We start from the raw sequence: 13,733 nt of genomic DNA, 5'->3' as shown, positions 1-13,733 counted from the left end.
CCACGAATGTCTGACACCATCGCAATTCTGACCGGCGCTTCCCGCGGCATCGGCGCCGCCATGGCGCGCGGCCTGGCCAAACCCGGCACCCGCCTGATCACCCTGGCGCGCCGCGAAGACCCCGAGCTCGCTGCCTACGCGCGCTCGCAGGACGCGCACCTGGAACAGCTGTCCGTGGACCTCTCGGACCTGAGCGCGGCCGAATCCGCCGCCGAACGCATCTGCGCCGCGCTGCCGCGCGACGCGAAGCGCTACCTGCTGATCAACAATGCCGGCACGGTGCACCCCGTGGCCCGTACCGACGCGCTCACCGACGCCGCGGCCATCACCGCCGCCTTCAACCTGAACGTCACCGCCGTCATGCTCCTCACCGCGCGCTTCCTGGCCGCCGTGGCGGACATCAAGGCCGACCGCCGCGTGCTGAACATCTCCTCCGGCGCGGGCCGCAACCCGAACGCCGGCTGGGGCGTGTACTGCGCCACCAAGGCCGCGCTGGACATGCATGCGCGCGTGGTCAAGCAGGAACAAGGCGCCGACGGCGCCCGCATCGTCGCGCTGGCCCCCGGCATCGTCGACACCGACATGCAGGCCGCCATCCGCGCCAGCTCCGTCGAAAGCTTCCCGGCGCTGGCCAAATTCCAGGACTTCCACGCCACCGGCAAGCTGTCCTCGCCCGCCAACGTGGCCTCCCGCATCCTCGCCTACCTGGATCGCGAAGATTTCGGCACGACCGAAATCGACGACATCCGCAATTACGACTGATCCTCCCCACCATGACCGACCACTCGACCACTCCGGCTCCCGCCCAGGACGAAAACCGCTTGATCGCCGAACGGCGCGCCAAGCTGGCCAAACTGCGCGAAACCGGGGTCGCGTACCCCAACGATTTCGTTCCGGACGCCCGCGCCGCCGCCCTGCATGACCAGTACGACAGCCAGGAGCAGGAAGCCCTGGCCGCCGCCGCCGTCACCGTCAAGGTCGCCGGCCGCATGATGCTCAAGCGCGTCATGGGCAAGGCCAGCTTCGCCACGCTGCAGGACAGCACCGGCCGCATCCAGATCTACCTCGATCGCGGCACGCTGGGCGAAGACAACTACGCCGCGTTCAAGCAATGGGACATCGGCGACATCATCGCGGTCGAAGGGTCGGTCTTCAAGACCAACAAGGGCGAACTGTCGGTGCACGCCGCCACGGCGCGCCTGCTGTCCAAGTCGCTGCGCCCCCTGCCGGACAAGTTCCACGGCGTGGCCGACCAGGAACTGCGCTACCGCCAGCGCTACGTCGACCTGATCATGACGGACGCCACGCGCCGCACCTTCGAGGCGCGCAGCAAGGCCGTGGGCAGCATCCGCCAGTTCATGCTGAACGCGGGCTTCCTCGAAGTCGAAACCCCCATGCTGCACCCGATCCCGGGCGGCGCGGCGGCCAAGCCCTTCGTCACGCACCACAATGCGCTGGACATGGAAATGTTCCTGCGCATCGCGCCCGAGCTCTACCTCAAGCGCCTGATCGTGGGGGGCTTCGAACGCGTCTTCGAAGTCAACCGCAACTTCCGCAATGAAGGCGTCAGCCCGCGCCACAATCCCGAATTCACGATGATGGAGTTCTACGCAGCCTTCGCGGATTACCGCTGGCTCATGGACTTCACCGAGGAACTGATCCGCCAGGCCGCCATCTCGGCCACCGGCAGCGCCGTCCTGACTTACGGCGAACGCGAGCTGGACCTGTCCAAGCCCTTTGACCGCCTGACCATCTGCGAAGCCATCCTCAAGTATGCGGACGGCTACACGCAGGCGCAGCTGGACGATCCGGCCTTCGTGCGCGCGGAACTCAAGAAGCTCGGCGCCGACGCCGACGGCCCCGTGCTGTCCCGCGCCGGCCTGGGCGCGCTGCAGCTGGCGCTGTTCGAAGAGACCGCCGAAGCCAAGCTCTGGAACCCCACGTACATCATCGACTACCCGGTGGAAGTCTCGCCCCTGGCGCGCGCCTCCGACACCCGCGAAGGCATCACCGAGCGCTTCGAGCTCTTCATGACCGGCCGCGAAATCGCCAACGGCTTCTCGGAACTCAACGACCCCGAAGACCAGGCCGAACGCTTCCGCTCGCAGGTCGAAGCCAAGGACGCCGGCGACGAAGAAGCCATGTTCTACGACGCCGACTACATCCGCGCGCTGGAATACGGCATGCCCCCGACGGGCGGCTGCGGCATCGGCATCGACCGCCTGGTCATGCTGCTGACCGACAGCCCCAGCATCCGCGACGTCATCCTCTTCCCGCACCTGCGCCGTGAAGACTAAGCCGCTGACGGCATCATGATCTTCAAGATCCTGATGCTGCTGCTGGTTGCGGCGGGGCTGATCTACTGGATCAAGCAGCCCCGCGGCATCCAGCCCGGCGCGCCCTACCGGACGGCGCCCGCGCGCCGGCCGGCATTCATCGCGCTATGCGTCGCCACGGCCATCTCGCTGGTCGCGGCGATCCTGACCGCCGTGCTGTGGGCGGGCAGCGTCGCCGGCGGCGTCACCGGCGGCGGCTACCGCGGCGAAGCCGATTTCCTGCTACCCGTTTCCGGCTCGCTGCTGGCGCTGTCCGTCGCTTGCGCGGTGGGTGCGTTTCTCAAGCGGCGCGGCTGACCGCCCTGTCCCGGATCACCCCGCGTCATGGCCGCTGGCCATGTCCCATACCTTCTGGGCGATCGGATTCTTCTGTTCCTCGATGATGTGGGCCATCAGTCCCACCGACCGGCCTATCATCGTCAGCGCCTTGCCCAGTTCGGGCGTCAGCCCCATGTCCAGCACGATGGCGCCCTTCGCGCCCGTGGCGTTGAGCGGAATCTTGCGGCCCGACAGCCGCGCCGCGGCGGCGGCCAGTTCGACTGCAAAACGCGAATAGTTGCCGTAATAGCCGCATTCCCTGGCGATCTCGAACATCTTTTCGCAACGCGGGTCGCCATCCACGTGTATCGGATGCCCGACGCCCGGGATCTTGCGCTTGGCCGCCTTGTTCGCCTTGACGCAATCCTCGGCGTAGCGGCGCAACTCCTCGTCGGTGTAGCTTTCCTGGACGGGCAAGGCATCGCGCAGGAAGCGGGCGGCATACTCGATCACCCCCAGGAAACGGCTGCCTGCGCCCAAGAGGCCCGCGGCCAGGGCTCCCTGCATGGCCTCCGGCGCCCCATGCAGCGTCAGCCGCGCCGACAGCGCACTGGGCGTCAGCCCGTGATCCGTCGCGCTCACCAGGAACAGGTTGAGCATGCGCTTGAGCTGCGGCGAGGGAAACTCGCCCAGCAGCTCCAGCGCCAGCACGTCGATGAAGTCCCGGTTGAACAGGTCGTGGACCAGGTCATGGCCACGCACCAGGATGGAATGGGCGTCGCCGCCGCCGATCTTGCTGTCGAACATCTGAAATCTCCGTATCTGTTTTCCCGGTCCGCTATTCGATGACTGCATCGAGCGCCACGACCCCGCGGCCCTCATCCAGCACGACCAGCGGATTCACTTCCAGCGATTGCACACCATCGCCCAGGGCGCAAAACAAGGCCGCGATGCGCTGAACCGCGTCCACCAGGGCCGCCCTGTCCCGCGCCGGCAGTCCGCGATGGCTCGCCAGGCGCCTGGCGATGCGCGTCTTGCCCAGCGCCTCGTCGATGCGCGCCCGGCCGGCCGGAAGATGGCAACGCGCCACATCGGCGTCGACCTCGACCCAGACGCCGCCGGCGCCGATGGTCAGCACCGGCCCGAAGACCGCGTCCCGGTGCACGCCAACCAGCATCTCGACGCCGTCCACCACCATTTCCGATACCAGCACGCCGCGTATGGCCTGTTGCGGCACCTCGTGCCGCGCGGCGTTGTCCAGAATGCGCGCGAACGCCTCGCGCACCTCGTCCTCATCGCGCAAGCGCAACTGCACGCCGCCGATCTCGCTCTTGTGCAGCACGCCGTCGGCCACCAGCTTGAGCGCCACGGGAAAACCGATCGAGCGCGCCGCCGCGGCCGCGTCGTCAGCCGTGCCGGCCTGGGCCTCCTTGGGCGAACGCACCCCGAATTGCGATAGCAGCGCCTTGGCCTGCGATTCGTTGCACGGCGCCTGAAAGGCGGGCGCCACGGCGGGCAAACCTTCCGGCAACGCTTCCGGCGCGCCGTCCGCGGGCAGGCCCGCGTACCAGCTGACGCGCTTGAGCGCCTGCATCGCATTGCGCAGGCTGTAGACGGGCGCGAAGCCCTCCTGGATGAGGAGATCATGGGCCGGCCCCCGGCGGCTGCTCATCCAGACAGGGACGAACGCCTTGGCCCCGCCCTGCGCAACGGCCAGCATGTTGCGCACCAGGCCCTCCGTGCTGGCCGAATAGTTCGACGTGATGGGATAAAGCACCGCATCGACGCCCGGGTCCGCGAACAGCGGAGCCAGGCAGCGCCTGGCCAGGTCCGGATCCACCAGCGCCTTGGTCGTCAGGTCGACGGGATTGGTCAGCGCCGCGTAGGCCGGCGCGTGGCGCGCCATCTCGGCCACCGTCTCGCTGGCGAGCTGGGCCATGGCCAGGCCGGCTTCGCCCACCTTGTCGGCCGACAGCACACCCGCGCCCCCGGACGACGAATACACGCAGACGTTGCGCAGGCTGCGCACGCCCACGCGCGACAGCAGGCTGGCCACGTCCAGCAGTTCATCCAGGTCCTCCACGCGGATGACGCCGTATTGCGCGAACACGGCGTCATTCACCGCGTCTTCGCCGGCCAGCGATGCCGTGTGCGACTGCGCGGCCTTCTTGCCGAAATCCGAACGGCCGATCTTCAACGCGATCAGCGGCTTGCCCGCGCGGCGAGCCGCCGCCGCGGCCGCGATGAACCGGGGACCGCTCCCGATGCCCTCCATGACCGTGCAGATCAGGTCGGTTCCGGAATCATGGGCCAGCCAGTTGATGAAGTCCGCGCTGTCCAGGTCCAATTCGTTGCCCGTGGAGAACCAGCGCGAAAAGCAGACGCCCCGCTCATTGCCCTGCATGAGCGAGCGGCCCAGCCCGCCGCCCTGGGTGACCAGGCCGATGCGCGACAGCACGCCAGTGCGGCCATCGTTGCGGAATTCGGTGGAGAAGGTCAGGCCCAGGCGCGGCGCCAGCATCGTCATGCCCGCGCAGTTGGGGCCGTAGAGGCGCATGCCGGCGCCGCGCGCCACCGCAAGCATCTCGGCTTCCACCGTACGTCCGGCATCGCCCAGTTCCGCGAAACCGCCCGTGAACACGATGACGTAGCGCACGCCCTTCTCCGCGCAGGCGCGCAGCGTGGCAACGGCGGCATCGGCCGGCACCAGCAGCAAAGCCACGTCGATTCCCCGAACAGGCACGTCGGCCACGCTCGCATGCAAGGCCTTGCCCAAGAGCTCTCCGCCCCTGGGGTTGACCAGATACACTTCGCCGTCGAAATCCGAATGCTGCAGCACGTTGACCACGGTCGTGTGGCCCAGCGTTCCGGGCGTCGTGGATGCGCCCACGATCATCACCGACCGCGGCCGCGTCAGCTCGACCAGATCGTCGAAGCGGACATCGGGATCAAATGGGGAAACGCTTGCGCTCATGGAGCCTCCTTTCTGCATTTCATCAGCGTCGTCCATTCCGTTTCCGCGACGACCTCGCCGTTCTGGTTCTTTACCGTGCGCAGCATCGTCACCCGGCCAGTGCCGGGCCGCTTCTGCGACAGGGCTTTCTCGCCGATGCGCAGCTCGACGTGCAGGGTGTCGCCGATGAGCACGGGCTTGCGCCACTGGCACCGCAGTTCGGTCAGCGCGAGCCGGGTGCCGTCCATCAGGCGGTACACCGGCATGCGCGTGGTCAGGCCCGAGGCGATCGCCAGGGTCAGCAGGCCGTGAGCGGCACGCTGGCCAAAAGGATGGGCGGCGGCGAACACCGCGTCCGTGTGCAGCGCGTTGTAGTCCCCCGACAGGCCGGCAAACTGCACCACGTCGGCCTCCGTTACGGTGCGGCGCGGACTCTCCCAGGCCTGCCCCGGCGCGAGGTCCTCGAAGTACAGGCGCCGGCCCAGGTGTTCGTCCAGATCGAAAGGCGCGGTCATGCGTAGCGCCCTCCCGTCACGTGCACGGTTTCACCCGTGGTGAAACCAGCCAGCCTGGATGCCAGGAAGGCCACCGTGGCGGCCACGTCCGACGGATCGCCCAGGCGGCCGACCGGCGTATTGGACTTGGCCCGTTCCGTGAGTTCTTCAAAATCGGGGCGCTGCTGCATGCGGGGGGTGGAGATGACGCCGGGCGCGACCGCATTGGCCGTGATGCCGAACTTGCCCGACTCCAGGGCCAGGGAACGGGTGAATCCGATCAGCCCGGCCTTGGCCGCCGAGTAGTTGGTCTGCCCCGGATTGCCCAGGTGGGCACGCGACGCGATATTGATGACGCGCCCGAAGCGGCGTTCCATCATCAGCGGCAACACGGCGCGCGAGCAATGAAAGGCGCCCAGCAGCGTCACGTCCAGGACGGCATGCCAGTCTTCCTCGGGCATCTTGGTGAGATAACGGTCGCGGGCAAAACCTGCGTTGTTGACGAGGATGTCCACGCTCCCGAAGCGGTCGGCCCCCTGCTGCACGGCCCGGCCCACCTCTTCCTTGTTCGTCACATCGGCGCGCACGCCGATGACCTGCCCCCCCAGGCCGGACAAGGCATTGCGAGCGGATTCGATCGCCGCCTCATTGGCGTCGCACACGACGACATTGCATTCCTCCTGCAGGAAGCGCCTTGCCATTGCCATGCCCAGCGTACCCGCGCCGCCGGTGATGAACGCGGTGCATCCCTTCAGTTCCAGATCCATGTTGCCATTTCCATTCAAGTTTCAATGTTCATGCCCGCCGGGACCTCCGGCGGCCGTCGTTCAATCGACCTGCAGCCGCGCCCGCTCCACCAGCGTCTTGGCGTCGGCCCTTTCCTTGGCCCAGAACGCGGCAAAGGCTTCGGGCGTGCTGCCCACCAGCGGTGTATAGATACGTGCAAAGCGTTCGCGCACCTGGGGAAGCTGCAGCGTTTCCCGCAGCGCCGCGGAAAACTTGTCGACGATGGGCTGCGGCGTGCCGGCGGGCATGACGACCGCCTGCCATGTCGTCACCTTGAAGCCCGGCACGCCCGACTCCGCCACCGTGGGCACGTCGGGCAGGTCCGCCACGCGCTGGTCGCTGCTGATGGCCAACGCGCGCAGAGACCCTTCGCGGATGAACGACGCGGTGGTCGAACGGCTGTCCACCATGAAGGAAAGGCGCCCCGCCAACAGGTCCTGCAGGGCTGGTGCGCTGCCCTTGTAGGGAACGTGGGTCATGGGCACGCCCACGGCCAGCGCCAGCGCGGCGCCGGCAACGTGCATGGAACTGCCGTGGCCTGCGGACCCGTACGACAGGGCCGCGTCGGGCTTGCGCGCGGCCTGCACCAGGTCCTGCATGGTCTGGAACGGCGAGTCCTTCGGCACCACGACCACCAGCGGCGAATCCGTCAATTGCGTCACCGGCGCGAAGGCCTTGCCGGGGTCGAGTTCCACGCCCTGGTACAGATAGGTGTTGATGGCCAGCGGTCCGACGTTGGCCCACAGCGCCGTATAGCCATCCGGTTCGGCCGTGGCCACTGTCTGATTGGCGATGTTGCCGTTGGCGCCGGGCTTGTACATGGGCACCACGGGCTGGCCCAGCTTCCTGGACAGTTCGTCCTGCACCATCTTGAACGCAATGTCCGAAGCGCCGCCCGGCGCGAAGCCGATGACCATGCGCAGGGGCCGGTCGGGCCATTCCGCATGGGCGCTGGTCGCCAGCGCGCAGGCAACAAGGCCGAAGGCCAGCTTGCCGATGAATTTCATGTTGTCTCCCTGGTCCTTCCTGCCGCCGCTAGATGGCGGTGTCGTATTTGACGTTCTTGAGCTGCGTGTTCTCGTAGATGGCTTCCAGCCCGCGCTCCTTGCCGATTCCCGACTGCTTGTATCCGCCGAACGGCGCATCGAACGACGTCCGCAGGCCGGTATTGATGGCGACGCTGCCCGATTGCAGCCCGCGCGCCATGCGCAGGGCGCGGCCGCCGTCGCGCGTGTACAGCACCGCGGCCAGCCCATAACGCGTGTCGTTGGCGATCCGCAGCGCGTCTTCCTCATCGCTGAAGCCGATTACGGATTGCACCGGGCCGAAGATCTCGTCCTGGGCGGATTGCATGCGGCCATGCGAATCCAGCAGCAATGTCGGCGGCACGAAAAACCCCTTGGCCGTTTCGCCGTCCAGGGCCATCCTGCCGTGGCGCGCCGGCCTGGCGCCCTCTTCGCCCGCCAGCTTGATGTACTGTTCAACCCGCTGCATCTGCGCCGCGCTGACCAGGGGGCCCATCTCGGTCGCCGGATCGGTGGGGGACCCGATCCGCACCGCCTCCAGGCGCTGCTGGAGCAGGCCCAGGAAGGCTTCGCGCACGGACTCCTGGATCAGCAGCCGCGTGCACGCGATGCACACTTGCCCGGAATTCTTGATGATGTCGCCGGCGGCGACAGCCGCGGCCTTGTCCAGCGGCGCGTCCTCGAACACGATCAGCGGCGACTTGCCGCCCAATTCCAGCGTGACGCGCTTCACGTCGCCCGCCGCCGCGGCCAGAATGCGCCCGCCCGTCACGGTGCCGCCCGTGAACGACACCCTCGCCACCAGCGGATGAGACACCAGCCGGTCGCCGACGGTGGCGCCGGGGCCGTTGACGACGTTGATCACGCCGGGCGGAAAGCCCGCCTCTTCGAACAGCCGCGCCAGCGCCATGGTCGACAGCGGCGTCACCTCCGACGGCTTCAGGATCACGGTGTTGCCCGCCGCCAGCGCCGGTCCGAGCTTGTTGATGGTGAGCGTCATCGGATAATTCCACGGCATGATGAGCGCGCACACGCCCAGCGGCTCGCGTATCGTGAAATTCAGCACATCCGGATTGCCGACCGGAATGGTTTCCCCGCGCAGGGCAGGAATGATCCCCGCGAAATATTCCAGCGACGCGGGCATCGCCTTCAGCGAGTCGAGCGAGTGCGTGATGGGCTTGCCCACATTCAGCGTTTCAATCCAGGCAAGCTTTTCGCGGTCCCGCTCGAACAGGTCGGCCAGGCGGCGCAGCAGCTTGCCGCGCTGGGCCGGCGTGGTCTTGCGCCAATGCGTTTCATAGGCGGCATGTGCCGCCTGCACCGCGGCGTCCACGTCCGCGCCCGACGCTTCATGAACCTGGGCGAGCACCTGCGCGGTGGCGGGATTGAACGTGTCGAACGTGCGGCCTTCGGCCCCCGCGCGCCAGGTTTCCCCGATCAGCAGTTCGTAGGGAGTTGAGTCAATGACATTCATGCGGCGCTCCTTGCGCGGCGATCTGCAGGTAAAGGGACTTGATTTCTTCGGGCGCGAGCACGCGCGGATTGATCGGCATGGACGCGCTCTGCATGGCCTGGGCGGCCAGCAATCCGGCTTCCTGGTCCGACAGCGCCAGTCCGGAAAACCGCAACGGGATGCCCGCCAGCCGTGCCAGCGATTCCACCGACTCGATCAGGACCAGCGCGTCCCGCCAGGCGTCTCCCGTGTTCGAGATGTCCAGCATGCGCGCCGCTTCCGCATAGGGAGCGGCCGCGGTCTGCGCCGTGTAGCGCGCCACCACGCTGAAGATCGGACCCAGCACCTCGGCGTGGGCGCCGTGCACGCGCGATTCCAGCGGGGTGCACATGGCGTGCACGGCATCCACCTTGCTCATGCCGATGGCCACGCCGGCCATGTAGGCGCCCATTTGCATATCGGCGCGCGCCTGCAGGCTGTCCGGCGCCAGCAGCACGGCGGGCAGCGCGCGCATGCAGAGCCTCAGCGCATGCAGGGCCATCGCCTTGCCGACCGGCGACGGGTCCGTGTTGATCCACGCGCCCAGGGCATGCAGCGTCGCGTCGAAACCGCCTTGCGCGGTCGGCCGCTCCGGCAGGCTGAGCGTCAGGTTCGGCTGCAGCGCAACCAGGGACGGGCGCGCGCGAAGCGACCGGTACAAGCGCTTGCGGCCATCGTCGCCCTGGATCAGCGCGGCGGAACTGCTTTCGCTGCCCGTTCCGGCGGTGGTGGGAACGGCGATGAACAGCGGATCGCCGGGGGCCGCCGCGCTATCCAGCCAGGCCTGTCCACGCGGCGTGGGCAATTCGTCGGCCTCCATGCCGCCCGTCAGGCACGCGTACGCCGCCTTGGCCACGTCGATGGCGCTTCCGCCCCCAACGGCCAGAATGCTCTCGCAGCCCGCCGCGCGCGCCTTGCGCACGGCCTCGCGCACCTGCTCCAGCGCGGGGTTGGGCACCACGCCGTCATAGACATGCCATTGCAGACCCGGCACGGCGGCAAGCGCCGCTTCGACGGATGAACGCACGGCCCGCCAGGTCCCGGCATCGGTCACCACCAGCGGCTTGCGCAGCCGAGCGCCGGCTGCGTCAAACGTTCGGGCCAGCGCTTCGGCGCCCCACTGGCACATGCCCGGCCAGGCGATGCTTCCCCTGGCCTGGCGCGCACAATCTTGTCGACCGATCAAGTGTTCCTCCTTTCTTGCATAATTTGCTATGCGAATTTATAATTCATTTAGTGAATTGATGATAAAAACAGGAGCTTGCCCATGTCAAGAGCCACGCCCCGCGCGTCGTCGAATCCTGCCTCCGACGACTCCGCCGAACCCGACCGCCAGTTCGTCACCGCGCTTGCCCGCGGGCTGGACATCCTGCGCTGCTTCAGCGCAGAACGCCGCATGCTCGGCACGACCGAAATCGCCCATCTCACCGGGCTGGCGCAACCTACCGTCTGGCGCTTGTGCCATACGCTGCAGAAGACCGGCTTTCTGGACGCCGTTCCCGGCAAGGACAAACTGCAGCTGGGCATCGCGGCCGTCGCCCTGGGCGGCGCCGCCCTGGCGGGGCAAGAGGCGCTGGATGTCATACGCCCGCTGCTGCAGGCCTTGGCCGATCGCTATCAGGTCGCGGTGGCCCTGGGCCGGCGGGACGGCGACAGCATCGTCTACCTGCTGCGCTGCCAGGGGAATTCGCCGCTGCTCATGAACCTGCGCGTCGGGTCGCGGATCCCGCTGTTCCACAGCGCAATCGGCTGGGCCTATCTTGCGTGCTGCTCGCAGGAAGAGCGCGACGCCCTGCTCGAAGATGCCCGCGCGGCCGGAAAGCTCGCCGACAAGGCGGATCAGCACGCCATGGCGGACGCCATCGCCGCGTATCCCGAACGCGGGTTCGTGTACCACGAGCGCCCGGCCTTCCAGATCAATACCGTCGCCGCCGCCATCGAATTGCCGGCCGACGAACGCTATGTGGTCAGTTGCGGCGGCCCGGCCTCCCTGCTGCCCCGGCCGCTGATGCTCGACGAAGTCGGGCCCACGCTGCGGCAGCTCGCCAGCGAACTCCAGCCCATCCTGCTGATGGGGAGGCACGTGTGACCGGCCCACTCGCGCCGGTCGGCGGCGCTCTTCCCGCCGTCCCGGACCGTTGGCCCACCCGCATCACCGAACTGCTCGGCATCCGCTGGCCGCTGCTGCTGGGCGGCATGATGTGGCTGTCCGACGCGCGCCTGGTGGCGGCCATGGTCCGGGCCGGCGGCATGGGCTTCATCACCGCGCGCAGTTCGTCCACCGACGACGACTTCCGGCGCGCCTTGCATGAATGCCGCGAACTGGCCGGCGGTCAGCCCTTCGGCGTGAACCTCACGCTGTCGCGCCGCGCGGCCGGCAACGACGCCATGCAGGCCAGGCTGCGGATCGCGCTGGACGAAGGCGTGCGCATCTTCGAAACGGCGGGCCTGCCCCCAACCGGCCTGCTGCCGGCGATCCGCGCAGCCGGCGCCGTCGTCGTCCACAAGTGCGCCCACGTGCGCCACGCCGTGGCGGCACAGAACATGGGCGTGGACGCCGTCACCCTGGTCGGCATGGAAGAAGGCGGCCACCCCGGCAGCAACCCCCTGCCCACTTTTCTCAATGGCGCCTACGCGCTGGAACACCTGCATATCCCCCTGGCCCTGGGCGGCGGAATCGGCCACGGCCGGCAGATCGCGGCGGCGCTGGCGCTCGGCGCCGACGCCGTGGTGATGGGCAGCGTCTTCACGCCCGCCCAGGAAACGCCGGCGCACCCCGCCTACAAGCAGCGCGTCGTCGCCACCGATGCGCACGGCACCCGCGCCGTGCTGGGCAGCCTGGGAGACACCTGGCGCATCCTCGACAACGAAAACGCCCGCAAAGTCGCCGCCCTGGAACTGGCCGGCGCGCGCAGCTACGCCGAATTCGGCGACCTCATCAGCGGCGAGCGCACCCGCGCCCTCGCCTACCAGGCCGGCCAGCACGAAGAAGGCATGCTGTCCATGGGACCGGCGGTGGGCTTTGCGCGCGCGGTGGAACCCGTGGCCGGCATCGTCCGGCGCCTGCAGGAAGAATGCGTGCAAGCCAGCGCGCGCTTCCAGCGGATGCTCGACCCCGCCTGATCCCGCCGCCGCAGGGCGCAAGCGCCCGATTGCCCCAAGCCCCGTCCGGTCCAGACCGGCGGGGCTTTTCCATGCGCTCGCGCGCGCCGCACGCCCACCTCACCGACGCTTCTGGCGGTCAATTCGGCGAACCCCGTTGCGCCCGATTCCGCCTGCGCAGTATCATCAATTCATTCAACGAATTATTAATTCACTATGCGAATTATAAGAATATCGGGCGCCCAGAAAGCCTGCCGTTGAATGCCGTTCCAATCCAACCCAGAAGAACAGGAGACAAATATGAAATTCACCACGATGGTTGCGGCAGCGCTGCTCGCCGCCGGAGTCGCGAGTGCCGCCCAGGCCGCGGAATGGCCCGACAAGCCCATCAAGGCGGTGATCGGCTTCGCCCCCGGCGGCCCCTCGGACATTGCCTTCAAGATGATGCAGGACGAACTCAGCAAGCATCTGGGCCAGCCGGTCATACCCGAATACCGGCCGGGCGCCAACGGCAACCTGTCGCTCGTGGCCGCGGCAAGCGCGCCGCCCGACGGCTACACCATCCTCTGGACCAATGCCGCCACCATCGCCGTCAACCAGTACCTGTACAAGGACCTGAAAGTCGATCCGGCCAAGGCCTTCGCGCCCGTTGCGCAACTGACGGATTCCCCGCTGGTCGTCGTGGTGCCCAAGGATTCGCCGTACAAGACCATGCAGGACCTGATCGCGGCTATCAAGGCGGATAGCCAGGCTGCCCTGACCTACGGATCACCGGGCTTCGGAAGCTCGGCGCATACGGCGGCCTCGTCGCTGGCTCTGGCGCTGAACGCCAAGCTCACGCACGTTCCCTACAAAGGCAGCGCGCCCGCGCTGCAGGACCTGGTCGCCGGCCGCCTCACCTTCATGATCGACAGCCGCTCCAGTTCCCTGCCCTACATCAAGGACGGCATGCTGCGCCCCCTGGCAGTCAGCGGCGCCGCCCGCGTGAAGGACCTGCCGGACCTGCCCACCATCGCCGAATCCGGGGTGCCGGGCTTCAAGGTCACCACCTGGCAGGCGGTTGTCGTTCCGGCCGGCACGCCCAAACCCATCATCGACAAGCTGGCAAAGGCCATCGAAGCCACCGCGGCGATGCCCGTCGTGCAGGAACGGTTCGAACGGATCGCCACCCCGCTCGTCAGCAGTTCGCCCGAAGCGTTCGCCAAGTTCTGGGCCGAGCACCGCGAAACCACGCGGGATCTCGTGGAACGCGCCAACCTGAAGCTGGAATAGCAGCGACAGATCGAA

Annotated in this window: 13 protein-coding genes; 6 read left to right on the top strand and 7 right to left on the bottom strand. The window is 67.8% G+C overall.

Features of this window, described 5'->3' with window-relative positions:
• Positions 1–6: 6 nt before the first annotated feature.
• From ABE485_RS09405 to ABE485_RS09395, 3 genes are read left to right on the top strand one after another with little or no spacing between them, the layout of a single operon-like run.
• Positions 7–762: an SDR family oxidoreductase gene (locus tag ABE485_RS09405; protein WP_346515018.1), complete on the top strand. Its 756-nt coding sequence runs from the start codon at positions 7–9 to the stop codon at positions 760–762.
• 11 nt (positions 763–773) lie between these two features.
• Entirely contained in the window at positions 774–2,297 is a 1,524-nt protein-coding gene (gene lysS / locus ABE485_RS09400; RefSeq protein WP_346515017.1) for a lysine--tRNA ligase, read from the top strand.
• Positions 2,298–2,312: 15 nt separating this feature from the next.
• On the top strand, positions 2,313–2,633 hold the full coding sequence (locus ABE485_RS09395) for a preprotein translocase subunit TatB (protein WP_346515016.1): 321 nt from the start codon (positions 2,313–2,315) through the stop codon (positions 2,631–2,633).
• 15 nt (positions 2,634–2,648) lie between these two features.
• Here ABE485_RS09395 and ABE485_RS09390 read toward each other — a convergent pair whose 3' ends face one another.
• The 7 genes from ABE485_RS09390 to ABE485_RS09360 are packed head-to-tail and all read right to left on the bottom strand — an operon-like array spanning position 2,649 to position 10,530.
• Positions 2,649–3,401 carry a citryl-CoA lyase gene (locus ABE485_RS09390; RefSeq protein WP_346515015.1) on the bottom strand — a complete coding sequence of 251 codons (753 nt, stop codon included), beginning with the start codon at positions 3,399–3,401 and terminating at the stop codon, positions 2,649–2,651.
• Positions 3,402–3,432: 31 nt separating this feature from the next.
• A complete protein-coding gene (locus tag ABE485_RS09385; protein ID WP_346515014.1) occupies positions 3,433–5,568 on the bottom strand; it encodes an acetate--CoA ligase family protein in 2,136 nt (711 codons plus the stop codon).
• Positions 5,565–6,062 (bottom strand): MaoC family dehydratase, encoded by a 498-nt coding sequence (locus tag ABE485_RS09380; RefSeq protein ID WP_346515013.1) that lies wholly within the window; start codon positions 6,060–6,062, stop codon positions 5,565–5,567. Before ABE485_RS09380 ends, ABE485_RS09385 begins: the two co-directional genes overlap by 4 nt.
• Positions 6,059–6,808 carry an SDR family NAD(P)-dependent oxidoreductase gene (locus ABE485_RS09375; RefSeq protein ID WP_346515012.1) on the bottom strand — a complete coding sequence of 250 codons (750 nt, stop codon included), beginning with the start codon at positions 6,806–6,808 and terminating at the stop codon, positions 6,059–6,061. Before ABE485_RS09375 ends, ABE485_RS09380 begins: the two co-directional genes overlap by 4 nt.
• 60 nt (positions 6,809–6,868) lie before the next feature.
• Positions 6,869–7,834, bottom strand: a complete 966-nt coding sequence (locus ABE485_RS09370; RefSeq protein WP_346515011.1) for a Bug family tripartite tricarboxylate transporter substrate binding protein — start codon at positions 7,832–7,834, stop codon at positions 6,869–6,871.
• Positions 7,835–7,862: 28 nt separating this feature from the next.
• Entirely contained in the window at positions 7,863–9,326 is a 1,464-nt protein-coding gene (locus tag ABE485_RS09365) for an aldehyde dehydrogenase family protein (protein WP_346515010.1), read from the bottom strand.
• Entirely contained in the window at positions 9,313–10,530 is a 1,218-nt protein-coding gene (locus ABE485_RS09360; protein ID WP_346515009.1) for an iron-containing alcohol dehydrogenase family protein, read from the bottom strand. The genes ABE485_RS09365 and ABE485_RS09360 overlap by 14 nt, the downstream gene beginning before the upstream one ends.
• An 81-nt stretch (positions 10,531–10,611) precedes the next feature.
• On the opposite strand from ABE485_RS09360, the gene ABE485_RS09355 reads away from it, so the two are divergent.
• The 3 genes from ABE485_RS09355 to ABE485_RS09345 all read left to right on the top strand — a co-directional run bounded on the left by ABE485_RS09355 (position 10,612) and on the right by ABE485_RS09345 (position 13,718).
• The gene (locus ABE485_RS09355; RefSeq protein ID WP_346515008.1) at positions 10,612–11,433 is read left to right on the top strand and encodes an IclR family transcriptional regulator; all 822 of its coding nucleotides are present in this window, start codon (positions 10,612–10,614) and stop codon (positions 11,431–11,433) included.
• Complete coding sequence (locus ABE485_RS09350; protein ID WP_346515007.1) at positions 11,430–12,467, top strand: NAD(P)H-dependent flavin oxidoreductase; 1,038 nt, start codon at positions 11,430–11,432, stop codon at positions 12,465–12,467. The genes ABE485_RS09355 and ABE485_RS09350 overlap by 4 nt, the downstream gene beginning before the upstream one ends.
• A 279-nt stretch (positions 12,468–12,746) precedes the next feature.
• Positions 12,747–13,718, top strand: a complete 972-nt coding sequence (locus ABE485_RS09345; RefSeq protein ID WP_346515006.1) for a Bug family tripartite tricarboxylate transporter substrate binding protein — start codon at positions 12,747–12,749, stop codon at positions 13,716–13,718.
• Positions 13,719–13,733: the final 15 nt, after the last annotated feature.

This window comes from Achromobacter spanius (genome assembly GCF_039673305.1).
GTDB classification, from domain to species: Bacteria; Pseudomonadota; Gammaproteobacteria; order Burkholderiales; family Burkholderiaceae_B; genus Achromobacter; species Achromobacter spanius_F.
Note: the sequence above shows the minus strand (reverse complement) of the source record. Positions and strands in the feature narration are given on the sequence as shown.

Coding starts and splice junctions, on each gene's coding strand:
- ABE485_RS09405 (WP_346515018.1), top strand. CDS start 7: ATGTCTGACACCATCGCAATTCTGACCGGCGCTTCCCGCGGCATCGGC.
- lysS (WP_346515017.1), top strand. CDS start 774: ATGACCGACCACTCGACCACTCCGGCTCCCGCCCAGGACGAAAACCGC.
- ABE485_RS09395 (WP_346515016.1), top strand. CDS start 2,313: ATGATCTTCAAGATCCTGATGCTGCTGCTGGTTGCGGCGGGGCTGATC.
- ABE485_RS09390 (WP_346515015.1), bottom strand. CDS start 3,401: ATGTTCGACAGCAAGATCGGCGGCGGCGACGCCCATTCCATCCTGGTG.
- ABE485_RS09385 (WP_346515014.1), bottom strand. CDS start 5,568: ATGAGCGCAAGCGTTTCCCCATTTGATCCCGATGTCCGCTTCGACGAT.
- ABE485_RS09380 (WP_346515013.1), bottom strand. CDS start 6,062: ATGACCGCGCCTTTCGATCTGGACGAACACCTGGGCCGGCGCCTGTAC.
- ABE485_RS09375 (WP_346515012.1), bottom strand. CDS start 6,808: ATGGATCTGGAACTGAAGGGATGCACCGCGTTCATCACCGGCGGCGCG.
- ABE485_RS09370 (WP_346515011.1), bottom strand. CDS start 7,834: ATGAAATTCATCGGCAAGCTGGCCTTCGGCCTTGTTGCCTGCGCGCTG.
- ABE485_RS09365 (WP_346515010.1), bottom strand. CDS start 9,326: ATGAATGTCATTGACTCAACTCCCTACGAACTGCTGATCGGGGAAACC.
- ABE485_RS09355 (WP_346515008.1), top strand. CDS start 10,612: ATGTCAAGAGCCACGCCCCGCGCGTCGTCGAATCCTGCCTCCGACGAC.
- ABE485_RS09345 (WP_346515006.1), top strand. CDS start 12,747: ATGAAATTCACCACGATGGTTGCGGCAGCGCTGCTCGCCGCCGGAGTC.